The sequence below is a fragment of the Rudaea cellulosilytica DSM 22992 genome (assembly GCF_000378125.1).
In the GTDB taxonomy this organism is placed as follows: Bacteria; Pseudomonadota; Gammaproteobacteria; order Xanthomonadales; family Rhodanobacteraceae; genus Rudaea; species Rudaea cellulosilytica.
In genome coordinates this window covers 1,981,344-2,006,040 of record NZ_KB899241.1, presented here as the reverse complement: position 1 = coordinate 2,006,040, position 24,697 = coordinate 1,981,344, and the positions used below count along the sequence as shown (strand labels likewise).

Sequence of the window (24,697 nt, the reverse complement as noted above, 5' to 3'; positions counted from 1 at the left end):
TCGCCTCGGTCCAAAGTGGCTTCGAGGCTTCGCTCGTGGCACCCACAAATCAGCTTCCCGCACGGGGCGACGTGAGCCGCACTCTCGGGTTAAGATGACGGCTTGAGCCGCGCCGGTGCCGTCGCCATGCGACATGCCGGCGCTTTGCGGAGAGCCCGACGCTTGATTTATCCATTCGGTGCCAGCGGACGTTTTGCCAAGTGCGCGTTGATCGCAGCGCTGGCGCTGTTCGCACCCGCCTGGACCTGGGCCCAGACGACCGCTTCGCCGCGCATCGGCTATATCGACGTCAAACGCCTGATCGACACCGCCCCCCAATTCCTCGAGTCCAAAGCCAAGCTCGAACGCGAGTTCGCCAAACAGAATGCGCAGATCAATGCCGATGACGCAAAACTGGCCGCACTCAAGCAGCGCTACGAGCGTGACAGCGCCATCATGACCAAGGACAACGCCGATGCGCTAAAGCGCGAGATCGACGCGACCGAGCGCGACAACAAACGCCGTCGCGACGAAGCGCGCACCGAGTTCAACGAACGCGGCAGGGCTGAGAATGCGCGCAATTTTGCCGTCATCAACGATACCGCGATCGAGTACGCACGCACCCAGGGTTACGACATGGTCGTCGGCAGCCAGGCCGTGCTTTACGCGAGCGCGCGCCTTGACATCACCGATGCGGTTCTGCAGCGCCTGAAGGAACTCAACGCGGGCAGCGCCAAACCGTGAGCGGTGTGCAGGCGACCTATACGCTGGCGGAACTCGCCAAGCGTTTTGCACTGGAGCTGCGCGGCGACGGTGGCGTATCCATCGATGGTGTGGCGACGCTGGCCGCAGCGCAGTCGACCCAGATCGGCTTTCTCGCCAATCCGCGTTACCGCGGCGAGCTCGCGACGACGCAGGCCGCCGCGGTGATCCTGCGCGCCGAGGACGTAGAACACTTCGCACGCGCAGCGCTGGTAGCAAAGGATCCCTACGTCGCCTACGCGAAGATCGCCGCGTTGTTCGAGCGCCAGCCTGCGAGCGCGCGTGGTATCCATCCCAGCGCAGTGATCGCCGCCGATGCGCAGATCTCCGCAAGCGCGAGCATCGGCCCGTTTAGCGTCGTCGAAGCGGGCGCCTGCATTGGCGACGGCGCCGTGCTCGGCCCGCACTGCCATGTCGGCATGGACTGCCATGTCGGAGCGCAGTCGCGGCTCGTCGCGCGCGTCACCCTGGTCGCGCGCGTGCGCCTCGGCAAGCGCGTGCTCGTGCATCCGGGCGCCGTACTCGGCGCCGACGGCTTCGGCCTCGCCTTCGATGCGGACCGTTGGATCAAGGTGCCGCAGCTCGGCGGCGTCGTCGTCGGCGACGACTGCGAGATCGGCGCGAACACGACGATCGACCGCGGCACACTCGAGGATACGGTGCTCGAGGAAGACGTACGCCTCGATAACCAGATCCAGATCGCGCACAACGTGCGCATCGGCGCGCACACGGCGATGGCCGGCTGCTCGGCCGTGGCCGGCAGCGCGAAGATCGGCCGCTGGTGCCTGATCGGCGGCGGCGCCGGCGTGCTCGGGCATCTCGAGATCGCCGACAAGGTGACGATCACCTCGATGGCGCTGGTTACCCATTCCATCCACGAGCCCGGGGAGTATTCCTCGGGTACCCCGATCCAGGATAATCGCAACTGGCGCCGCAACGCGGCGCGCTTCAAACATCTGGATGAGTTGAACCGGCGCGTGCAAGCGCTGGAGAAGGACGCAAAGCCATGAACGACACGAAGACCCAACCCACCCTGCCGATCGAGGCGCATGACATCTCGAAGATGCTGCCGCATCGCTATCCGTTCCTGCTCGTCGACCGCGTGCTCGCGTTCGAAGCGGGCAAGACGCTGACCGCGATCAAGAACGTGACGATGAACGAACCGTTCTTCCAAGGTCATTTCCCCGGCTTCCCGGTCATGCCGGGCGTGCTAATCATCGAAGCGCTCGCACAGGCGTCGGGCGTACTCGTGCACCTGTCCTCGCAGTACGCGCCGGGTGCGCATCCGCTGTACTTCCTGGTCAAGGTCGACAAGGCCAAGTTCAGCCAGATCGTGACGCCGGGCGACCAGCTCACGCTCGACATAGAATTGAAGCGCATGATCCGCCGCATGGCTATATTCCACGGCCGCGCCTCAGTAAACGGCAAGCCCGTCGCCGAGGCCGAGATGATGTGCGCGGAGAAGACGGACTGATGATCCACGCCACCGCTCAAATCGACGCCAGCGCCAAACTCGGCGCGAACGTCGGCGTCGGCGCCTACAGCGTGATCGGCGCCGACGTCGAGATCGGCGACGGCACCCAGATCGCGCCGCATGTCGTCATCCAGGGTCCGACGCGGATCGGCCGCAACAACCGCATCGCTTCGTTCGCCTCGGTCGGCGGCGATCCGCAGGACAAGAAATACCACGGCGAGCGCGGCGAGCTGGTCATCGGTGACGACAACCTGATCCGCGAATTCGTCACGATCAACCGCGGCACCGGCGACGGCGGCGGCGTCACCCGCATCGGCGACAGCAACTGGATCATGGCCTACGTGCACATCGCGCATGACTGCCTCGTCGGCAGCCACACGGTGTTTTCCAACAACGCCACGCTCGCCGGCCATGTCGAGGTCGGCGACCATGCGATCCTGTCGGGTTTTGCCGGTGTGCACCAGTTCTGCCGTATCGGTGCGCATGCGTTCGTCGGCATGAATTGCATGGTCAACGGCGACGTGCCGCCGTTCGTGATGATGGCCGCCGACTATGGCCGTCCGCGCGGAGTCAACACCGAAGGCCTGAAGCGTCGTGGTTTTTCCGCCGAACGCATCGCCGCGATCAAGCGCGCCTACCGCGCCTTGTACGTGTCGAAGTCGCCGCTCGACGAAGCGCGCGCCGCGCTCGCCGCCAGCGCCGAATCCGAGCCCGACGTGCGCGCCATGCTCGACTTCATCGAGCGCGGACAGAGGCCGTTGGCACGGTGACTCCCGTGGCGCCGCGCTTCGTCGTCGTGGCCGGCGAAGCCTCGGGCGACCTGCTCGGCGCCGATCTGATCGCCGGACTCAAGGCGCGCTTCCCGAACGCAAGCTTTGCCGGCATCGGCGGCGCGCGCATGCACGAGGCAGGCATGCAAATCTGGCAGCCGATGGAACGCCTGGCGGTGATGGGGCTGGTTGAAGTGCTCAAGCACCTGCCATCGCTGCTCGCGCTGCGCCGCGCGGTATTTCGGCGCACGCTGCAGGAAAAGCCCGACGTCTTCATCGGCATCGACGCGCCCGACTTCAACCTCGGCCTCGAAAAGAAACTCAAGCGCGCCGGCATCCGCACCGCGCATTACGTCAGCCCGTCGATCTGGGCCTGGCGCGAAAACCGCGCGGAAAGAATCGGCCACAGCGCCGATCGCGTGCTCTGCCTGTTTCCGATGGAGCCGCCGATCTATGCGCGCCATCGCGTCGATGCACGCTTCGTCGGCCATCCGCTGGCCAATGCGTTCGCACTGCATCCGGACAAGCTCGCCGCACGCCGCGCGTTGAGTCTCGCCGACGATGCCCTTGTCCTCGCCGTGCTGCCTGGCAGCCGGCTTGGCGAGATCGCGCGGCTTGGTCGCGATTTTCTTGGCGCCGCGATACTGCTGCGCAAGGAATTCCCCGATCTGCGCATCGTCGCGCCGATGGCGAACGCCTCTTGCCGCGCCGCGTTCGAGGAGTTGATGCGCGGCGTCGGTCTGGCAGAGCCCGGCACGGAGCCTTCGGTCACGCTGCTCGACGGTCGTGCTCACGAGTCCATGCTCGCCGCCGACGCGATCCTGCTCGCCTCGGGCACAGCGGCGCTCGAAGCGATGCTGGCCAAACGACCGATGGTCGTTGCCTATCGCATCGCATCGATGACTTACCGCATCGTGAAGACGCTCGGCATGCTGAAGACGCAGGTGTATTCGCTGCCGAACATCCTCGCCGGCCGCCGCGTCGTACCCGAGCTCATGCAGGACGACTGCACCCCACAGTCGCTCGCCGCCGCGATCGCACCGATGCTGCGCGCACGCGTGCTGGCCGCCGACACGCTGAACGAATTCGTGCGTATCCACGAGTCGCTGCGCGGCGAGGCGGGGCACGACGCTGCTGCCGCCATCGCCGAATTGCTTGGTGGAGAGCAGAAAACATAGCTCGACACGACATCCTGAATCTGCGTTCACCGCTACCGCGCCGCAGCACCGGTCGACGTTGACCTGCGCACGCGCTGCCCGTAACGTTGCGCCGTGCCGACACCCACACTTTCCGCGATGCCCGGATCCGCGTCGCTTCCGCGCAGAAGCAAAGTCCTTTTTTCCCTCGTCCTCGCCGCCATCGTCGCGCTGATCGCATTCGGTCCGCTGCGCGAGGCGACCTGGATCGAATGTGCGTTCTCCTCGACCCTGATCCTGGCCTTCATCGTGCTCCTCGTCCTGCTGACGCGGCGCTGGATGTTCGCGCTCGCGCTGCCGACGCTGGTCTTCGGCGGCCTGCTGATCGCGAGCATCATGAAGTTCCACTATCTGACGACGCCACTGATGGCGCCGGACCTAGTCTACTTCGTCAATCGCGACCTGCTCGACGTCGCCCTGCACTACCCGCCGATCCTCATCGCCGTGATCACCGCCGCGATCGCGATCCCGACCTTGCTCGTGCTCGCCTGGCGCTGGGATCGCCCACGCTTCCTTGCCGGCCTCTCGCAGAAGCGGCGACGGCTCGCGCGCATCGTTGGAACGCTGACCACACTCGTCGTCCTCGCACTCGCCCTCTGGCCGCGCGGCCCATTCGCCAGCGTGTTCGAGAAGGGCATGTGGCAGGCGATGAACGATAAGAGCTACCTCACCGACTTCGTCACCTCGTTCTACCAAACCCAGGTCGTGATCCCGGCGTTCGCCCACGACGAGGAAAGCGGCCTCGACTGGACGCAAACCGCCGCCGACAATCCACCCGCCTGCGCAACGCCCGCGTGCAAGCCCGACGCGGCGCGCGCCAAGGACGGGCAGGAACATCCCGATATCGTCGCCGTGCTCGAGGAGAGCACGTTCGACCCGGCAATGATCAAGGCCTGCACGCGCGCGGACGTGTGCAAGCGCAAGATGTTCGTCTCCGACGGGCGCACGCGCGCGCACGGCCCGCTGACCGTGCACGTCTGGGGCGGCGGCACCTGGACCAGCGAATTCTCGCTGATGACCGGCCTCAATCACCTCAGCTTCGGCGACGCCGGCCTGTATGCGCCGTACAATCTTGCGCCGCGGGTGAATTTCACCCTGCCGCGCATGCTGCACGAGGCCGGCTATCGCGCGATCGCGATCTATCCTATGTCGGGAGATTTCATCAATGCGCGCAACGCCTACAAGAACTACGGCTTCGACGCGTTCTACGACGGCAAGGACTACGGCCTGTCGTGGGAATCCTCGGACAACGACCTGTTCCAGGTGTTCAACCAGATCTACGACAAGGAGAAGCAGGTCTACGCCAAGCAGCCGCTGTTCGTGATGATGCTGACCTTGCGCCAGCATGGCCCGCACATGACGCCGCTGAAGACGCTGTCCGCGCCGTACGACAAGCCGCTGTTCCCCGGCAAGTTCACGCCGAAATCGCTGGACGAGTGGATGAACCTCAACTTCGGCAACTATCTGCAGCGGCTCGAAGGTTCGGACATCGCGATGGCGGAACTGGAAAAAAAGCTGCTCGACGCCGATCGCCCTGTGTTGCTTTTCCATTTCGGCGATCATCAGCCCTCGTTCGACGGCGCGATGCGCGCGCTGGACAAGAACCTGCCCGCGGCCGATGGCGACGCGAACTTCATCACCTACTACGTGCTCAAGACCAACTACAAGCCGGCAAAACAGTACGGCGAACGCGAAATGGATCTGAGCTTTGCGCCATCGCTGATCCTCGATGTCGCCGGGGTGAAGAAAGACACGTTCTTCCAGGCCAATGCGCTGATGCGCGAACGCTGCGGCGGCTTCTACCTGAACTGCAGCAAGAGCGAAATCCTGGACTCGTACCAGAACTACGTCTTCTACCAGCTGGGAGCGCTGCACGAATGAACGACGACGCCCTTGTCGCCGGAGTCGACGAAGCCGGCCGCGGCCCGCTCGCGGGACCGGTCGTCGTCGCTGCGGTGATCCTCGATCCGGCGCGGCCGATCATGGGACTCGCCGACTCCAAGGTACTCAGTCCCGCGCGGCGCGAGGAACTCGCCATCGAGATCCGTGCGCGCGCGTTCGCTTTCAGTGTGATCGAAATCGGGGTCAACGAAATCGACGAGTTGAATATCTTGCAAGCCAGCCTGCTCGGCATGTCGCGCGCGCTGCATGCGCTCGCGACGCGGCCGCGGCTCGCCCTGATCGATGGCAACAAATTGCCACGCGACTTGCCTTGTGACGCCCGTGCAATCGTCGACGGCGACGCGCTCGAGCCGGCGATCGGTGCCGCGTCGATTCTCGCCAAGGTCGTGCGCGACGCACGCATGCGCGAACTCGACGCACTGCATCCGGGTTACGGCTTTGCCGTGCACAAAGGCTACCCGACCGCTGCGCACAGGGCCGCGCTGGAGCGGCTCGGACCGTGCCCCGAGCATCGCCGCAGTTTCGCTCCGGTGCGCCAGCAGACCTTGTTTGATTAGGCGTCGGCCCACAATCCCGCCATCGCAGCCCTGCGCTCCTGCGTTTATTGCCCCGATTTTCGGTAATCTATTCGGGCGCGTCGGCCCGATGGGCGCCGCAAACGATCTCGAACGCTCACCGCACCGCCGTCGCAGGCGTCCGCACTCCGCGGATATCGCTTCGCATAGATCGGGGGAATGCATCATGAAACGTTTGATCAGTCTCGCCATCCTCGCTGTTACTTGCGGTCTTTCCGGCGTGGCGCTTGCCGCCGATGCCGTCAGTGCCGATGCCAAGGCAGCCTACGCGGACATTGAGGCCACCTTCGGCAGCGTGCCGACCTTCCTCAAAGTATTCCCGCCCGAAGGCATTGCCGGTGCCTGGGCGGAGATGAAGAATTTTCAGTTGAATCCGCACACGGCGCTGTCGAACAAGGAAAAGGAGTTGATCGGTCTCGCCGTCGCGGCGCAGATTCCGTGCCACTACTGCATTTACTTCCATACCGAAGCGGCAAAAGCCAACGGCGCGACCGAGGCGGAAGTCCGTGAAGCGATCGCGATGTCTGCAGCGACGCGTCACTGGAGTACCGTGCTCAACGGCTCGCAGATCGACATGGAGCAATTCAAGACGGAGTTCGCGGCGATGATGAAATTCGCCGGTGACAAGGCCGAGAAAGCCAAAGCACAGGCGCAACCGGCAAAGAAGTAATCGTAGGCAGACACAGCACAGTTCGTGCGGCGCGATGCCGCGCGAACTGTGCATGCCGGCCCCAGGCGCCGATGCGATCCGCTAAAATGATCGGTTTATGACCGAATCGCTGTTGTTGCATCCACCGCTGCCTGGCGACGTCAAGCAGCGCCGTTTCTGGAACGCCCCACATGGCAGCGCGCTGGCGCTGGCCATCGCCGCGGCTGCGCGCGCGCACGCCGGCGTCGTCGTCGCGGTGACGCGCGACACGCACGCCGCGCACACACTCGAAACCGACCTGCGCGCACTCGCCGGCAATGGGATCGACGTTCTGCATTTCCCTGACTGGGAAACGCTGCCCTACGACCTGTTCGCGCCGCACCCTGAAATCATCTCGCAGCGCATCGCCGCGCTGTATCGCCTGCCGGCGACGCAGCGCGGCGTGCTCGTCGTGCCGATGTCGACGCTGATGCAGCGCCTCGCACCGCGCAGCTTCATCGGCGGATCGAGCCTGGTTCTCGCGCTGAAGCAGACGCTCGACTTCGCGACCGAACAGCGCCGCCTCGAAGCTGCCGGCTATCGCAACGTGCCGCAGGTGCTCGAACCCGGCGATTTCGCCGTGCGCGGCGCCCTGCTCGACGTCTTCCCGATGGGCACGAGCGAGCCCTACCGCATCGAGCTGTTCGACCGCGAGATCGAATCGATCCGCACATTCGATCCGGAAACGCAGCGCTCGGCACACAAGGTCAACAAGATCAATCTTCTTCCGGCGCGCGAATTTCCGCTGACCGAGGATTCGGTGAAGGCGTTCCGCAACACTTTGCGCGAACGCTTCCCGATCGATCCGCGTCACTGTCCGATCTACCAGGACATCAAGGAAGGCACGACCCCGGCCGGCATCGAGTACTACCTGCCGCTGTTCTTCGAACGCACCGAAACGCTGTTCGATTACCTGAGCACCGAGTCGGTGTTCGTTCTCGCCGAGAACGCGCTCGATTCTGCGGAAACGTTCTGGCAACAGGCGCTGACACGCTACGACAGCCGCGCGCACGACATCGAACGGCCGATCCTGCCGGTCGCCGAGCTGTACCTGCCGCCGCAGGAGTTGCGCGAGCGGCTCAATCGCAGCCTGCGTGTGGAGATCGTCAGCAAGGGGGCAAGCGAACACGCCGTCGATCTCGGCACCCAGCCCGCGCCGAGTGTGCCGCTCAACCAGCGCGGTGAAGAACCGGCGCAGGAACTGAAACGATTCCTTGATGCCTATCCGGGCCGCGTGCTGATCGCTGCAGATTCGGCTGGACGACGCGAGGCACTGGTCGAACAACTCGCGACCATGGAGGTGCGGCCGAAAGTCGTCGCGTCGTGGAATGAATTCTTTTCGCCGCCAAGGGACGGCGAGCCGCGCTTCGCGATCACCGTCGCCGCGCTCGACGACGGCTTTGCCCTGACCGACCCCGCGCTGACCGTCCTCACCGACCGCCAGCTCTACGGCGAACGCGCGCGCGCGACGCGCCGGCGCAAGCACGCGGTGCGCGAACCGGAAGCGATCCTGCGCGACCTCTCGGAGCTGACGATCGGTGCGCCGATCGTGCACGCCGATCACGGCGTCGGCCGCTACCAAGGCTTGCTCAAACTCGATGTCGGCGGCGCCGGCGGCGAATTCCTCTGCATCGAATACGCGAAAGGCGACAAGCTCTACGTACCGGTGGCACAACTGCATCTGGTCTCGCGCTACTCGGGCGCGGCGCCGGAACTCGCGCCGCTGCATGCGCTCGGCGGCGAAGCCTGGGAAAAAGCCAAACGCAAAGCCGCACAGAAGGTGCGCGACGTCGCCGCAGAACTGCTCGCGCTGTATGCGCAACGCGAGGCGCGCGGCGGCACGGCCTTCGTCTACGATCGCAACCTCTACGAGCAATTCGCCGCCGCGTTCCCGTTCGAGGAAACGCCGGATCAACTGCGCGCGATCGAAGCGGTGATCTCCGATCTCGCCTCAGGCAAAGCGATGGACCGCGTCGTCTGCGGCGATGTCGGCTTCGGCAAGACCGAAGTCGCGCTGCGCGCCGCGTTCGTCGCGGCCATCGCAGGCAAGCAGGTGGCTATGCTCGCGCCGACCACCCTGCTCGCCCAGCAGCACTACCAGAATTTCCAAGACCGCTACGCCGACTGGCCCGTGCGCGTCGAAGTGATCTCGCGCTTCAAGTCGAAAGCCGAGGTGAACGAGGCATTGAAGAAACTCGCGAACGGCCAGATCGATGTGATGATCGGTACGCATCGCCTGCTCCAGGCCGATATCAAGTTCAAGGACCTCGGCCTCGTCATTGTCGACGAAGAACAACGTTTCGGCGTGCGCCAGAAAGAACAGCTGAAAAAACTGCGTGCCGAAGTCGACCTGCTGACGTTGACCGCAACTCCAATCCCGCGCACGCTCAACATGGCGATGAGCGGCCTGCGCGATCTGTCAATCATTGCCACGCCGCCGTCGCATCGCCTCGCGGTGAAGACCTTCGTTGCGCCGTGGGACACCGCGACGATCAAGGAAGCGTTCCAGCGCGAACTCGCGCGCGGCGGGCAGATATACTTTTTGCACAACGAGGTCGAGACGATCGAGAAGACCGCGCGCGAACTCGGCGAGTTGATTCCGGAAGCGCGCCTGCGCATCGCCCATGGTCAGATGCCCGAGCGCGAACTCGAGCAGGTGATGCTCGACTTCTACCGCCAGCGTTTCAACGTGCTCGTTTGCACCACGATCATCGAATCGGGCATCGATGTGCCGAGCGCGAACACGATCCTGATCAATCGCGCCGACCGCTTCGGTCTGTCACAGCTGCACCAGCTCCGCGGCCGCGTCGGCCGCTCGCATCATCGCGCCTATGCCTACCTGATCGTGCCGGACAAACGCAGCATCACCGCCGATGCGGAGAAACGCCTCGAAGCGATCGCCTCGCTCGAGGAACTCGGCGCGGGCTTCACCCTCGCCACGCACGACCTCGAGATCCGCGGCGCGGGCGAGCTGCTCGGCGAGGAACAGTCGGGCCAGATCGAGGCGGTCGGCTTCTCGCTCTACTCCGAACTGCTCGAACGCGCCGTGCGCGCGCTCAAGTCGGGCAAGGTGCCGGATTTCGACCTGGTCAACGAACACGACGCCGAAATCGAGCTGCACATCCCCGCGCTGATCCCCGACGACTACCTGCCGGACGTGCACGCGCGCTTGACCCTGTACAAGCGCATCGCCAGCGCGCGCGACGCGCATGCGTTGCGCGAATTGCAGATCGAGATGATCGACCGCTTCGGCCTGCTGCCCGAACCGGTCAAGCACTTGTTCGTCTCGGCTGCGCTGAAGCTCGCTGCAACCGCCATGGGCATCAAGAAGCTCGAACTCGGCGAGCGTGGCGGTCGCGTATTGTTCAAGCCACAGCCGAACATCGACCCGATACGCATCATCAAGCTGATCCAGGGCCAGCCCAAGATCTATTCGCTCGATGGCCAGGACAAATTCAAGATCCGCATGGAACTGCCAGGCGCGGCCGAACGCATCGGTGCGGCGCAAAGCCTGCTGACCGCGCTTGGCGGTCGCTTGGCCGAAGCGTAGATGGCGACAGCGGCGCGCATTTGGTCCGGACCGGCGCAGGCCATCGGGAATTTTTCCCGGCATTGGAAGTCCGAGTGCGACAAGGCTTGAGCGAATCGGCATACCCGGATAACGTTCATGGCCTGCCTCCCAACGCCGGAATCCGAAATGCGCCTTTCCCGCCATGCCTTGATTGCCGCCATCACGATCGCATTCTCCACGCCGGCCCTGGCCGCACCGTTCGCCTACGTTTCAAACCAGGCCAGCGGCACGGTATCGGTGATCGATACCGGCAAGGACGAAGTCGTTCGCACGCTGAGTGGCGAAGGCAAGCTCGGCAAGAATGTGCGCGGCATCGTCGCCGAGCGTACCGGCAAGACGCTTTTCGTGGTCGACGCGAAGGGCGGCAAGGTCGATGTGCTCGATATCGCCACGGACAAGGTCAAGGCACAGGTTCTCGTCGGCGACAGTCCAGAAGGTATCGGCATGTCCGCGGCAGGCGATTTCCTCGCGGCCTGCCTCGAGGACGACAACGCAGCCGCCCTGATCGACGTAAAGACGCTGAAGGTCGCCAAGCACATCACGCTCGCCGGCAAGAATCCGGAACACTGCGTCTTCAGTCCCGACGGCGCGCTGCTGCTCGCAAGCAACGAAAATTCGAACGACGTCGACGTGGTCGATCTGAAGACTGGCGTGACGCTCGGCACGGTTAAATCGAGCGGGCATCCGCGCGGCATGGCGTTCCTGCCCGGCACGCATATCGCCTACGTCGCCGCCGAGACGGCGAACGCGGTCGACGTCATTGATGCGGACAAGCGCCAGGTCGTGCGCACGATTCCCGCTGCGTTGCGCTCGGCAGGCGCCATTGCATCCGCCGACGGCAAGACGATCTACATCGCCAATGGCGGTGCCGGCAGCGTGACGCTGATCGATGTGGCGAAAAATTCCGCAGTTGCGGAAATCCCAGTCGGCAAGCGGCCATGGAACATGGCGCTGACGCGTGACGGCAAGAAACTCTATGTCGCCAATGGCCGCTCGAACAGCGTCAGCGTGATCGATATCGCTACGCGCAAGGTCAACAAGGAAATCCCGGTCGGCGAATTGCCCTGGGGCGTGGCGATTCCCTGATCGCGCAATGCGCGAATTGCGCAGGACATCGACCTTGAGCGCACAAACGTGCGCAGGCACACGCATACGCTTCATTCGTGGTGCAGTCCGCCGCCGCGAAGGTGTCACGCCGAGGACACACTTTCTACCGCGGCGCAGCATCGCGTCGCGCGTCACGCGCCAGTAATCAATTGATATATCGATACTTTTTAGCGAGGACATTCGTTCTCGCTACGCGCGTCGACATCATTGCCGCACAACTTCCGTGCAATCGAGATGCATCTCGCATCGCCTCTGGCTAACGTGGTCGCACGCGGTCGAATCCGCGCGCATATGCAGCGCATAGCCGCACGAGTTTCAAGAAAGCAAGCGGGAGGAGGGAGGTTCATCCGAGTGAGAACGGAGGTTCGTCAACCGCAGTTCGCGACATTCAATGTCGCGCATGTCGCGGCTGCGTGGGTCGGCAACAAATCTGACATAACCTTTGCCAAGAGGAAATTCACGATGAAAGATTTCACGTTGCAACGAAAGCTCAAGATGGTGGCGGCGATCACGGCGTTGGTCGCGCTCAGCGGTACGGCGAGCGCGGGTTCAGATGCCGAGCAGTTCGCCCGCTTCAAGGACCCCAACCAGTGGGGCGCACCGGCCGGCAACCTCGACCAGCACCGCTACAGTGCGCTCAAGGAGATCACTGCCTCGAACGTGAAAGACCTGCAGTACGCATGGTCGCAGTCGAGCGGCACGCTACGCGGCCACGAGGGTCAGCCTCTGGTGATCAACGACGTCGGCGGCAAGCCGATGATGTTCCTCGAAAGCGGCTGGCCGAACATCGTTCAGGCGCTCGATCTGTCCGATCCGGATCATCCGGTGCAGGTGTGGAGCTACACCAAGACCTCCGGACGCGACGAGTCCGCCGTGCCACGCGCTTGTTGTGACACGGTGAACCGCGGTCTCTCCTATGCCGAAGGCAAGCTCGTGTTCGGCACGCTCGATGGTTACGTGATCGCGCTCGATGCGACGACCGGCAAGGAGGCGTGGGTGGTCAAGCACGCCCATCCGGACAAGGGCGAGACGATCACGCCGGCGCCAATCATCGCCAACGACAAGGTCATGATCGGTTTCGGCGGCGACGAATTCGCCGCGCGCGGCCGCTTCACCGCCTACAACCTCGCCGACGGCAAGAAGGCGTGGGAGTTCTACAGCAATGGCAGCGACAAAGACGTCGGCCTGACCGCGAAGTCGAATGCGAAGAACCCGCACTACGGCACGGCGGGCAAGGATCTCGGCATCCACACCTATCCGGGTGACGAGTGGCAGCGCGGCGGCGGTGCGGCCTGGGGCTGGTATGCCTACGATCCCGACCTGCATCTGGTCTACTACGGTACCGGCAACCCCGGTCTGTGGAGCCCTTCGTTCCGTTGCGGCGCGAAACCGCAAACGCAGGCCGCCTGCAACGACGGCTCGTGGGACAACAAGTGGTCGATGTCGATCTTCGCGCGCAACGTCGATACGGGTGAAGTCGAATGGGTCTATCAGAAGACGCCGTTCGACCAGTGGGACTATGACGGCATCAACGAAGTCATCCTCGTCGACAACCTCGACGTCGACGGCAAGAAGCACAAGGCACTCGTCGAGTTCGACCGCAACGGCTTCGCTTACGTGCTCGACCGCACCGACGGCACGCTGCTGCGCGCGCACAAGTACGTCACCACGAACTGGGCCGAGAAGGTCGACCTCAAGACCGGTCGTCCGGTCAAGGTGCCTGAGCACTCGCCGCTCGATCCGCAAAAGAACGTGCAGGCCTGTCCGTCCGCGATGGGCGGCAAGGACCAGCAGCCGGCTTCGGTCGATCCGAGCGATCCCGCCGTGTTCTACGTGCCGACGAACAACTGGTGCATGGAACTGAATCCGCAGGAGCGTTCACACACGCAGCAAGGCACGGTGTACGTGTTCGCCAACGTGTACATGTATCCCGAAAAGCCCGGTGTGACCGGCAAGATCAAGAAGTTCAACGTCGTCACCGGCAAGACAGAGTGGGAAGTGCCCGACCAGTATCCGAACTGGGGCGGTACGCTGACCACCGGCGGCGGCTTGGTCTTCTACGGCAGCCTTGGCGGCGACTTCCGCGCCCTCGACCGTGCGACCGGCAAGATCCTGTGGTCGCGCAAGCTCGGCTCCGGCATCATCGGCAACCCGATCACCTGGTCGGTGAAGGGCAAGCAGTACGTGACCGTGTGGTCGGGCATCGGTGGCTGGATCGGCCTGCCGGTCACCGCGGGCCTTGATTTGAGCGACAAGTTCGGCGCGATCGGTGCGACGGCGATGACCAAGGCAGCGGGCCTGAATCACATCCCGCAAGGCGGCACGCTGTACACATTCCGTCTTGGCGGAGGCTGAGACAATCCGTTTGCAGTCACGATGAAAACATGTGTCCGGCGCGCAACGCGCCGGACACACAGCAAGGGTTCATCCATCGGCGATACGATGCATGAACGGCATCGCAGTAAACAGGAACAGACGATGAAGCGTTCCCTTCACCTCGCCCTCGTGCTTGCCGGCGCCTCGGTGTTCGCCAGTCATGCGCGTGCAGCCGACGACGGCCTGAAATCACTGACCGTCTGCGCCGATCCGGGCAACATGCCGTTGTCCAACCAGAAGGGAGAAGGGTTCCAGAACAAGATCGCGCAGGTGCTTGGCAAGGAACTCGGCACCGGCGTTTCGTATTACTGGCGGCCATCGATCGAGCGCGGCCTGATGCGCACGACTCTCTCCGAGGGCAACTGCGATCTGTGGATGGACATGGCCGCCGACACCGAAGGCGCCATCGTCACCGCACCGTTGTACCGTTCGACCTTCGTGCTCGCCTACCGCAAGGACAAGGGCTTCGGCAAGTTCCAGTCGCTCAACGAACCTCGGCTGCAGAATCTGCGCATCGGCGTGTTCCAGATGTCCGCGGCACGCCAGGCGCTCTCGCAACACGGCATCATGACGAACACCGTGGTGCAGTACATCAGCCACAACGGCGATCTGGTCGAACAGAACCAACCTTCCTATCAGGTCAAACAGGTCGTGGATGGCAAGCTCGACATCGCCGCCGCCTGGGGCCCGATGGCCGGGTATTACAAGACGATCAAGAAAGCGCCAATCGTGCTGCAGCCGATGAACACGATCGACGACACGGTACCGCTCGAATTCAGCATGACCCTCGCCACCGCCCGCGGCCGCCCCGAAATCAGGGCTGCGGTCGAGCGCGCGATGCGCGCGCGCAAGGATGAAATCCGTAAGATTCTCGTCGACTACGGCGTGCCGCTTGTGCACTGCGCCGACTGCGTGATCGATGGCGATCTGCCCTCGCACGGCGATTACAAACCACTGCCGCCGACCGAAGTCGCCACGGCGGAAACGGTCAAGGCGGAACAGGACGCGCACCTCACTGCAGTCAAGGAAGCGTTGAAGAACGGCGCGGATGCGAACGACGAACTCGGCAATGCCATCGTCGCCGCGGATCTGCCGCGCGTGACCTGGCTGCTCGACCACGGCGCCAATGCGAACACGCGCTTCAACGACGGCTATACCCCGTTGGCCAACGCGACGCGCTTCGGCTTCAATGCGGTTGCTGCCTATCTGGCGGAGCGCAAGGCCGATCCGAACCAGGCCGACATCAGTCACTGGACGCCGCTGATGTATGCGGCTTGGAACGACGACCCGGAACAAGTGCGCATGCTGATCGCGCATGGCGCCAAGATTGACCTCGCCGATGACGAGGGATTGAGCCCGCTCGCCATCGCCGCGCAAAACGGCAAGGCCAAATCCACCGCGGCGTTGATCGATGGCGGCGCGAACGTCAACCTCGGCGTTGGCAAAGCCGGCTATACGCCGCTGATGCTCGCCGCGAGCGCAGGTTCGCTCGATATCGCCGACCTGCTGCTCAAGCGCGGCGCCAAGGTGAACGCGAAGAACGCCGGCGGCGTCACCGCACTGATGATCGTCGCCGCGAAAAACCAGCCGAAAGTCGCCGCGCGCCTGCTCGCCGCCGGCGCCGACGTGACCGCGACAAGCCAGGACGGCCGCACCGCACTCAAGATCGCCCAGTCCAACAACAGCGAAGCTGTGCTCAAGCTGTTGCAGGCCGGCGACAAGCGGAGCGGTTCCTGACGCGCCAGCCCGTATACCTGCCGTGGCACGCCATGCAAGGCGGAGGGACGTGACGCGGTTTTCGGGGCAACACCCATGATGCAAAAAGCAGAGGAGTTGAAGTGGTGGTGAAAAAATTTCTTGGCGGTTTGGCTTGCTTGCTGGCCCTCAGCGGCGCGGCCTATACCCTGCAAACGGCTATCGCTGCCGATGCGCCGAAGGCGGTGGATCTGACCGCGATCAAGCCTGCCGATCTCGTGGCGAAAACGCCGAAAGGCCAGTTGAAGAATCCGTACAAGGACAGCGATGCGAAAGTCGTCGCCGAAGGCGAACATATCTTTCTGAGCTACGGCTGCAATGGCTGTCACGGCGGCGGCGGCGGCGGCGGCATGTGCCCACCCCTAACCAACGACGTGTGGGTCTACGGCGGTGACGACGACACGGTCTATCGCTTGGTCACGCTCGGCAGCGACGAGCTGCAGAAGGCCGGCTACATGCGCAAGGGCCGCGAGAACGTGGTCGGCCCGATGCCTCCGTTTGGCGGCATCATCAAAAATGCCGACGAACTGTGGAAAGCCATTACCTTCGTGCGCTCGAAATATTCGTCGAACGCCGATCCCGCGTACAAATACGGCACGCCGCCCGAGCAACAATAAGTGTTCCGTTTCCGGTACATTCGGCACCAAAATGTTGCAGTGCAGTTTGCTCAGCCGACGCGATAGGCGGAATCTAACGGCAACCAGAACCGCCGAGTAATGCAGTGCCACGAGGGGGCCCCGATGGTTTGCCATCGGGGAGGCACCAAATCGGCCAGCACTCGAGGGTAGTCGCGTGACTCAGTCGCAATCGGTACTCGCCTCCAGTCATGCCTCGCGCATCATCCATACGGTGCAAAGCGGCTTGAAGCCAGCCGGCATCGAGCCGCATGTCACCCGCTCATGGCACCGCTGCATCAAGGAGTACAAGCTCGAGCCGCAAGGCCCGCGCAAGATCGCGGTGCGCGATCCGGTCGCGGTGAAGGAACTGCAACAGCGCATGGGCGAGTTGCTGCGCGTCGCGCGCGCGGAGATGGAAAGCCTCTACGAACAGATTTCCGGGTCCGGCTTCGCGGTAATGCTGGCCGATTCCCAAGGCACCTTGCTCAACACCATCACCGACCCTACCCTGCAACGCGAATTCCGCCAGGCCGGCCTGTGGCTGGGGGCCCTCTGGGACGAGCGCCACGAAGGCACCAATGGCATCGGCACATGCATCGCCGAAGGCGCCTCGGTCACCGTACATCGCGAGGAACACTTCCGCGGCTACAACATGGCGCTGTCGTGTTCGGGTGCGCCGATACTCGATCCACACGGCGAACTTCTTGCCGTGCTTGATGCCTCCTCGGTGAACTCGCTCGACAGCCGCCTCATTCAGCGCCATACCATGGCCTTGGTGAACATGTCGGCAAGCCTGATTTCGCGCTGGAACTTCCTCCATGAATTTCGCGATGCGTTCGTCCTGCGTTTCCACAGCCGCCCTGAATTCGTCGGCCTGTTGCACGAAGCTTTGCTCGCGGTCGATGCGACCGGCCTCGTGCTTGCCACCAACGAATCCGCGCTGTTGCAGTTGGGTTGCCCAAACCGGAAGCAATTAGTCGGCAAGCCGATATCCGATTTGTTCCAATTCGACTTCGCAACGCTCGAGCAGCGCGCGCGCAGGGAACCCGGCGCGATCTGGCCCGTGCGCGACGTCGCGCTCGGCCGTCGTTTCTTCGCCATCGTACGCGCACCTATGGTCCAACACGTCAACAATCCTTTCCGCGCGGCGACGACGGGCGCTGCCGAATCGCTTGCGCAAATCCAGGTCGATGCGCGCGTGGATGTGCATCAGAAATATGTCGGCAACGACGATGCGATCCGCAAAGCCCTGGCCTGCGGCCACCAACTGTTCGCCAAGCAGGTGCCGATCCTGCTGCAAGGCGCGACCGGCAGTGGCAAGGAGGCGTTCGCCCGCACCTTGCATCGCGAAAGCCACTGGCACGACAAGCCGTTCGTTTCGATCAACTGCGGCGCAATTCCGGAGAGCCTGATCGAGAGCGAGTTGTTCGGTTACGGGCGCGGCGCGTTCCCCGGCGCATCGAAAGACGGCCGCGTGGGCCGGATCCAGCAATCGAGCGGCGGCACTCTGTTCCTCGACGAAATCTGCGACATGCCAATGGCGCTGCAGACCAGCCTGCTGCGCGTGATCGAGGAACGCGAGATCACCCAGGTCGGCAGCGAGACGACAATTCCGGTCGACCTGCATGTAATCAGCGCGAGCCACCGCGATATTCGCACCATGGTCGCCAATGGCGAATTTCGTGAGGACCTCTACTATCGTCTCAACGGCATTTCGCTGTCGCTGCCGCTGCTGCGCGATCGCACCGACAAAGCCGACTTGATCCGCGCCTTGCTGCACGAAGAGTCGCCCGATGCCTCGATCGATATCGCCCGCGACGCGTTTCAGCGCCTTATCGACTATCCCTGGCCCGGCAACGTGCGCCAGTTGCGCAACGTGTTGCGCACGGCCTCGGTGCTGTGCCGCGATCACATGATCCGCTTGTCCAACCTGCCACAGGAGATCCTCGACGGCGACCTCGGCGCGCCGACGGCCAAGATCGCCGCAGGTGCTGATGCCCAGCACGCCCAGGATGCCGCTGGTTCACCCTCGACGGCGCTGCGCGAAGCAGAACGCGCCGCCCTGCTGCGCGAACTCGAACGCCTGCGCTGGAACGTGAGTCGCACCGCGCACGCGCTCAATATCAGTCGCAACACGCTTTATCGCAAGATGCACAAGCATGGCATCGTGCTGTCGCATTGAGCGATATCGCACGGATGACCACTTTGCTCGACGTCAAAAAGACATGGAGTCCGCGCATCTCTTTTTTTAACCCTGTACATGCGGACCTGGGTTGATTCGCTATCACCAGCACCAAGTACCGCACTTCGGGCCGCTATAGGAATTTCCAAAAATGCGCTGTTCTACGGCGCGAGGATTGCGTTCGATCAGCGAATGGTCGTACCGGATATTGACCAGGGTGAGCCACACCTCGCGCGACAGGAAATACAAACCCCACTGTCTTCACGTGGTTGGACACATCAACTAAGCCGCCCCGTGCCGGTTCAACGCTTCGACTAGACGAGTTTCCCATTGCTCCATTTCTGCTTGATCTAATTCGCTCGACCTTTGTCGCTGGATGGAACCAACGCCGCGCTGCGGCGTCCGCCCGGCAAGATTGCCGGGCGGTTCCGTAAACATTCGAGAATGTCTTTCTCTTCCCGGAACGGCGGCATTTGATTCAGCGACGGATTGCGCCGAAGCGGGAGAAAACGGCCGCGGCCGCGATTGACAATGCCAGGAGCACCAGCGCCCAGCCTGCGTTCGCAGGAGCGGGCACCGGGGCAGTCGAGCCGTTCGTAGCGAAGCTTGCGGCGTTGTTGGCGGGGTTTGGGTCTGCGGTGCTGCTGCCGGCCGTCACGCTTGCCGACACACTTCCACTCGCCGGGATCGTGAAGGACGCGCTACAGACGATCGCGCTTCCCGAAGCCAGCGCGCTTGCCGTCGGCACGGCAGGCGTGCAGGTAACGACCGCTGCGGCGGGCAACCCGGCGATGCTGCACGTTGCCGCCGTGGCTGCACTGGGACCGTTGTTCGTACAGGTAAAGGTTCCACTTGCCGTGCTTCCCACAACGCCGCTGGAGGGAAAATTCGCCGTCGCGGTCATGTCCGCCGATACGGATACGGCCGTGCTGTAAGGCGTCGTGTTGTTGCCCGCGTTCGGGTCGGAAGTGGTGCTGCCAGCCGTCACCGTGCCGGACACTCTGCCGCTCGTGGGTGCGGTGAAGCCGACCTCACAAACAATGGAAGACCCGCTCGCCAACGAGTTGGCCGTCGGCACTGCCGGCGTGCATGTCACCGTCGACGCAGGCGGCAATCCGGCGATGTCGCAGGTTGCGGCCACTGCGGCGCTGGGGCCGTTGTTGGTGCAGGTGAAACTACCGGTTACCGGGCTCCCGGCGGTCGCGGTGCTCGGCAAACTGACGGTGGATGCCATGTCTGCGGATGCGGACACCGCCGTACTGTAAGGGGCCGTATTGTTGCTCGCATTCGGATCGTTCGTGGCGCTGCCGGCAGTGACGGTGCCCGATACGCTGCCGCTCGCCGGCGCGGTGTAACTGACATTGCAGGCCACTGAACTTCCGCTGGGCAATGCGGCTGCGGTAGGCACGCTGGGTGTGCAAGTCACCGTTGCGGTCGACGGCAGGCCGCTGATGGCACAGGTCGCCGCCGTCGCCGCACTGGGCCCGTTGTTCGTGCAGGTGAAGGTGCCGCTGACGGTACTTCCCGCGACCGCGGTCGCAGGCAAATTCACCGTCGCGGCCATGTCCGCTTCCGGCGTGACATTTGCCGCGTAAGGCAGCGTATTGTTGCCGGGATTGGGGTCGGCGGTGCTGCTCGCCGCGGTCAACGTCGCATTCACCGTTCCCGTTGCTGGCGCCGTGTAGCTCACATTGCAAACCAGCGTTGCGCCATTGGCCAAACTCGCCACCGGAGTGGCGGGCGTGCAGGCGGTCGTTGCACCCGCCGGCAATCCCGGAATCGCACAAGTGGCATTCACCGCGGTGCTGGGCCCGGCGTTCGTGCAAGTAATCTGACCGGTCACAACTTGGCCCGCGGTCACCGTCGTCGGCAGTGTATTGCTCGTGGCGACCATATCCGCCGACGGAGAGATTGCGGTGCTGAAGGGCGCCGTATTGTTGACCGCATTCGAATCGGTGGTGGAACTACCCGTGGTCGCCACACCGCTTACCGAGCCGGAGACCGGCGCGGTATAACTGACGCTGCAGACGACGGCGCTTCCGCTCGCCAAGGGAGCCGCGGTGGGAACGGTCGGTATGCATGTCACCACCGCCGCGGCGGGCAAACCGGAGATACCGCACGTCGCTGCGGCGGCCGAACTGGGGCCGTTGTTCGTGCAAGTGAAGTTGCCGGTCACCACGCTTCCGGCGACCGCGCTCGCCGGAAGATTGACCGCTACCGCCATGTCCGCATCCACATCATTACGGATGACGCAACTGATTTCGTCCTTCTGGGTTTGCACGTTGATCGTCGGCGGGTTTGCCGGATCATAGGGAATCACCGCTCCGCCGCCCGGAAGCACCGTGGGCGAGCCGGCATTCGTGTTGCTGCATTGAATCGTCTTTACGTACGACGCCAGAGTCGAAGCACTGCCCGCCGCCATGTCTTCCTGCAGGGTCACCACGTTGCCGTTCGTCACCGCCGCGCCGATTGCCCCTTGCAACCCCGTGCTTGCACCTGTGGTGGTGCAATCACCGATCTGGTTCGGCTGAGCCAACGTGCAAGGTCCGCCGCCGACGGATGCCGCCGCGGAGTTGACGATCCGATAGACGAACTGGTCCGACGGATCATTGCGTGCCACGATATTCTTGTCGAGGCTGACCGAAGCCACGCGTATGCCCAGCATGATTCCCTGCTTCTGGGCAGAGTTCAGCGTCGCTGAAGTGGAGAAGCCGGCGCCCGAATTGGCCGTGGCCAGAATCCAAGCGGGAACCGGCGATGCTCCTGCAGGCTGCACCACGGTTTGAGTGTCCACCCCAGTCAGAGCGACATTCGTGCGACCCGCCGCGGGCACACGCTCGATGGATTGCCAATTTCCACCGGTCGTCGTGAAAGTGATATTTGCCGACGCGCCGTCACCGGTGTCCATGCTTTCCGCATCGGCCATGACGATTTCGAAATTGGGCACGACAGCGTGCAACGGGTTGGTGAGCACGATGTTGCTCAGGGTGAAGGTGATCGAGGTCGAGATAGCGCTGCTCGAATACAGCGCGACCTTCGATGTGTTGAGTCCGGTATAGCCCGCATTGCCCATCGCGGCGCCACCGAATGTCGGCACCGTCGTCGCCGCGACCGCCGCCGTACTTGGCCCGGAACGGACCAGGTCGAGATCGAGTTGGGACCCGTCGGCGAGATTGAAGGTGAAATGCTGGGTGCCACCGGCAGCGGGAATGTTGTAGCCGGTCCAATCCATCCAATAGATGTGATCCGCGTACTGGCCGCTTGTCGGAGTGGCGAGCACGCCGACATTGGCATACGCAAACGAAGAGGCGCTGCACGCGAAAGCGCAAATCATCCACGCGACAACACGTTGCGCCCGCAGAGGCGCAAATCGATTCAACATCGTAAATTCCCTGAAGAAGTATGGTTTTAGCGCACGCGGATCCTGAGGCTTGGATCCGCACGCTGCGAATGAAACCGGAGCTGCCGCGCAGAGAGGCTTAGTGCTTTTGTCGACGCACTGTCCGGGTTTCGGTGATGAGGTTGATCAATGCCCCGTGTTCAATCTTTCGTCGCTGCCCCATCGATGAATTGGCGGCGAATATAGAGAAGCATGTCTCAAAAATCACTCACTAAACCTCACCAAATTTCACCAAACGTCGAACGTTCGAAAACATCAAAGTCTCTCGCCCAGTTGAAGGCGCAGCTAAAGCGGTCAACCTCCGCCTGTTCGCGAGATTGCTTCGCGTCGTGGTGCTTTTCGTAGTCGAATCGGGCGCTAGCAGATAAAAAAAGCCCTCCTTGGAGGGAGGGCTTCGTAACAAACACTTTAAGCGAACACCTGAGCATTGCGCCGACGTTTTTTTCCGCGATTGAAACGTCTTAGGTCTTGAGCACGCCGCTCAACTTGGCCGCTTGCGTCGCCAGCGCGTCCATCAGCGGCGGGTTCAGGCAGTCGTAGTAGTCGTTGCCGAAAATCTCTTTCAGGCGACCACGCACCGCGCCCATGCCGTTCGGATCGGCGCCGCCCTCGATGATCGAGGACACGAACGCCGCGAAACCTGCGGGTGCCCAGCCTGACTGGGGCGACAGTTCGGTGTGGATGAAGTCGAGCCCATAGAACGCGTGCTTGTTGTTCTCGATGCGGCCGAACAGATGCACGCCGCAACCGGTGCAGGCATGACGCTGGATCGTCGCCTTGTCGTCGACGATCTTGAGCTTGTTGCCATTCTCGACCACCTTCACCTTGTCCTTCGGCACGACGCCGACGACTGAGAACAGCGCACCGGCCGGTTTCCAGCACTTGGTGCAGCCGCATGCGTGATTGTGCAGCACCTGCGAATCGATCTGCACTTTGACCGCATTGCTGGTGCACTTGCAGACCAGCGTGCCGCCCGCGAAACCCGCGGCAGCGGGCTTGAGACCATTGTCTACCGATGGATGAATTGCAACTGCCATGGCTGTTCCTCCCGATGATTGAAATGCTTGCCGTGATCGACGGCACCACACGCTGTTGTTGCGATCGTCCGTTATCGCGAAGCTAAGCACAGCGGCCGTCCACGGCCACCCTTCTTTCGAGAATCAGTACTTGATCACCGAACGAATCACCTTGCCTTCGTGCATCAGGTCGAAGGCATGATTGATCTGCTCGAGCGGCAGGGTTTCGGTGACGAATTCGTCCACCTTGAGTTCGCCGGCGAGGTAGCGATCGACATAACCCGGCAGCTGCGAGCGGCCCTTCACGCCGCCAAACGCCGAGCCACGCCAGACGCGGCCGGTGACGAGCTGGAACGGACGCGTCGAGATCTCCTGGCCCGCGCCGGCGACGCCGATGATGATCGACTCACCCCAGCCCTTGTGACAGCACTCGAGCGCCGAACGCATCACGTTGACGTTGCCGATGCACTCGAATGAGAAGTCGACGCCGCCATCGGTCAGATCGATCAGCACCTGCTGGATCGGCTTGTCGTAGTCTTTCGGATTGACGAAGTCGGTGGCGCCCATCGCCTTGGCCATCTCCCACTTCGACGGATTCAGATCGACCGCGATGATGCGCGAAGCCTTGGCCATCACCGCGCCCTGGACGACGGCGAGGCCGATGCCGCCGAGGCCGAACACAGCCACTGTTGCGCCAGGCCACACCTTCGCTGTGTTGAGTACCGCACCGACGCCCGTCGTGATGCCGCAGCCGAGCAGGCATACCTTGTCGAGCGGCGCCTTCGGATTGATCTTGGCCAGCGAGATTTCCGGCAGCACCGTGTATTCGGAAAACGTGCTCGTGCCCATGTAATGCAGCACCTGCTTGCCCTTGTACGAGAAACGCGAAGTGCCGTCCGGCATGAGGCCTTTGCCTTGTGTCACGCGAATCTTCTGGCACAGGTTCGTGCGGCCGGATTTGCAGAATTTGCACTCGCCGCATTCGGGCGTGTACAGCGGAATCACGTGATCACCCGGCTTGACGCTAGTCACGCCCGGACCGACTTCCTCGACGATACCGCCGCCTTCGTGGCCGAGGATGACCGGGAAAAGACCTTCCGGATCCGCGCCCGACAGCGTGAACGCATCGGTGTGGCAGACGCCCGTCGCAACGATGCGTACGAGCACTTCGCCCTCCTTCGGCCCCTGCAGATCGACATCCACGATTTCGAGAGGTTTGCCCGCTTCGAAAGCGACCGCCGCTTTGGTTTTCATGTCCATTCCTCGCAACAAGTTTTGATAAAAAGATGCCGCCACGCGTGGTTTCGAATCACCGCAATCTGAACCT

Annotated in this window: 17 protein-coding genes; 14 read left to right on the top strand and 3 right to left on the bottom strand. The window is 63.1% G+C overall.

Annotated elements, in window-relative coordinates; all coding sequences use genetic code 11:
- Window positions 1-162 precede the first annotated feature (162 nt).
- The 14 genes from F455_RS0108830 (at window position 163) to F455_RS0108765 (ending at window position 18,954) form a co-directional block, all read left to right on the top strand.
- Window positions 163-723, top strand: coding sequence for an OmpH/Skp family outer membrane protein (locus F455_RS0108830; protein WP_018972923.1), 561 nt, complete (start codon window positions 163-165; stop codon window positions 721-723).
- A complete protein-coding gene (lpxD, locus tag F455_RS0108825; protein WP_018972922.1) occupies window positions 720-1,751 on the top strand; it encodes a UDP-3-O-(3-hydroxymyristoyl)glucosamine N-acyltransferase in 1,032 nt (343 codons plus the stop codon). Before F455_RS0108830 ends, lpxD begins: the two co-directional genes overlap by 4 nt.
- Window positions 1,748-2,215 (top strand): 3-hydroxyacyl-ACP dehydratase FabZ, encoded by a 468-nt coding sequence (gene fabZ, locus F455_RS0108820; protein ID WP_018972921.1) that lies wholly within the window; start codon window positions 1,748-1,750, stop codon window positions 2,213-2,215. Before lpxD ends, fabZ begins: the two co-directional genes overlap by 4 nt.
- Complete coding sequence (lpxA, locus tag F455_RS0108815) at window positions 2,215-2,985, top strand: acyl-ACP--UDP-N-acetylglucosamine O-acyltransferase (protein ID WP_018972920.1); 771 nt, start codon at window positions 2,215-2,217, stop codon at window positions 2,983-2,985. Before fabZ ends, lpxA begins: the two co-directional genes overlap by 1 nt.
- A gap of 5 nt (window positions 2,986-2,990) precedes the next feature.
- The gene (gene lpxB / locus F455_RS0108810) at window positions 2,991-4,163 is read left to right on the top strand and encodes a lipid-A-disaccharide synthase (RefSeq protein ID WP_018972919.1); all 1,173 of its coding nucleotides are present in this window, start codon (window positions 2,991-2,993) and stop codon (window positions 4,161-4,163) included.
- A 117-nt stretch (window positions 4,164-4,280) separates the two neighbouring features.
- Entirely contained in the window at window positions 4,281-6,062 is a 1,782-nt protein-coding gene (locus F455_RS20290; RefSeq protein WP_018972918.1) for a sulfatase-like hydrolase/transferase, read from the top strand.
- Window positions 6,059-6,640, top strand: a complete 582-nt coding sequence (rnhB, locus tag F455_RS0108800; RefSeq protein ID WP_018972917.1) for a ribonuclease HII — start codon at window positions 6,059-6,061, stop codon at window positions 6,638-6,640. The genes F455_RS20290 and rnhB overlap by 4 nt, the downstream gene beginning before the upstream one ends.
- 184 nt (window positions 6,641-6,824) lie before the next feature.
- Entirely contained in the window at window positions 6,825-7,328 is a 504-nt protein-coding gene (locus F455_RS0108795; protein ID WP_018972916.1) for a carboxymuconolactone decarboxylase family protein, read from the top strand.
- Window positions 7,329-7,425: 97 nt separating this feature from the next.
- A complete protein-coding gene (mfd, locus tag F455_RS0108790; RefSeq protein WP_018972915.1) occupies window positions 7,426-10,896 on the top strand; it encodes a transcription-repair coupling factor in 3,471 nt (1,156 codons plus the stop codon).
- 147 nt (window positions 10,897-11,043) lie between these two features.
- A complete protein-coding gene (locus tag F455_RS0108785) occupies window positions 11,044-12,003 on the top strand; it encodes a beta-propeller fold lactonase family protein (RefSeq protein WP_020684066.1) in 960 nt (319 codons plus the stop codon).
- A gap of 483 nt (window positions 12,004-12,486) precedes the next feature.
- Window positions 12,487-14,379 carry a PQQ-dependent dehydrogenase, methanol/ethanol family gene (locus F455_RS0108780; protein WP_018972913.1) on the top strand — a complete coding sequence of 631 codons (1,893 nt, stop codon included), beginning with the start codon at window positions 12,487-12,489 and terminating at the stop codon, window positions 14,377-14,379.
- Window positions 14,380-14,502: 123 nt separating this feature from the next.
- A complete protein-coding gene (locus F455_RS0108775; protein WP_018972912.1) occupies window positions 14,503-16,137 on the top strand; it encodes a quinoprotein dehydrogenase-associated putative ABC transporter substrate-binding protein in 1,635 nt (544 codons plus the stop codon).
- Between the two features lie 107 nt (window positions 16,138-16,244).
- A complete protein-coding gene (locus F455_RS0108770) occupies window positions 16,245-16,772 on the top strand; it encodes a c-type cytochrome (protein WP_211212291.1) in 528 nt (175 codons plus the stop codon).
- A gap of 175 nt (window positions 16,773-16,947) precedes the next feature.
- Window positions 16,948-18,954 carry a sigma-54-dependent Fis family transcriptional regulator gene (locus F455_RS0108765; protein WP_018972910.1) on the top strand — a complete coding sequence of 669 codons (2,007 nt, stop codon included), beginning with the start codon at window positions 16,948-16,950 and terminating at the stop codon, window positions 18,952-18,954.
- Window positions 18,955-19,432: 478 nt separating this feature from the next.
- On the opposite strand, the gene F455_RS21965 is transcribed toward F455_RS0108765, so the two are convergent.
- The 3 genes from F455_RS21965 to F455_RS0108745 form a co-directional block, all read right to left on the bottom strand.
- Window positions 19,433-22,234, bottom strand: a complete 2,802-nt coding sequence (locus tag F455_RS21965; protein ID WP_169337308.1) for a CshA/CshB family fibrillar adhesin-related protein — start codon at window positions 22,232-22,234, stop codon at window positions 19,433-19,435.
- 581 nt (window positions 22,235-22,815) lie between these two features.
- Entirely contained in the window at window positions 22,816-23,391 is a 576-nt protein-coding gene (gfa, locus tag F455_RS0108750; RefSeq protein WP_018972909.1) for an S-(hydroxymethyl)glutathione synthase, read from the bottom strand.
- 123 nt (window positions 23,392-23,514) lie between these two features.
- Window positions 23,515-24,624 (bottom strand): S-(hydroxymethyl)glutathione dehydrogenase/class III alcohol dehydrogenase, encoded by a 1,110-nt coding sequence (locus F455_RS0108745; RefSeq protein WP_026293212.1) that lies wholly within the window; start codon window positions 24,622-24,624, stop codon window positions 23,515-23,517.
- Window positions 24,625-24,697 lie beyond the last annotated feature (73 nt).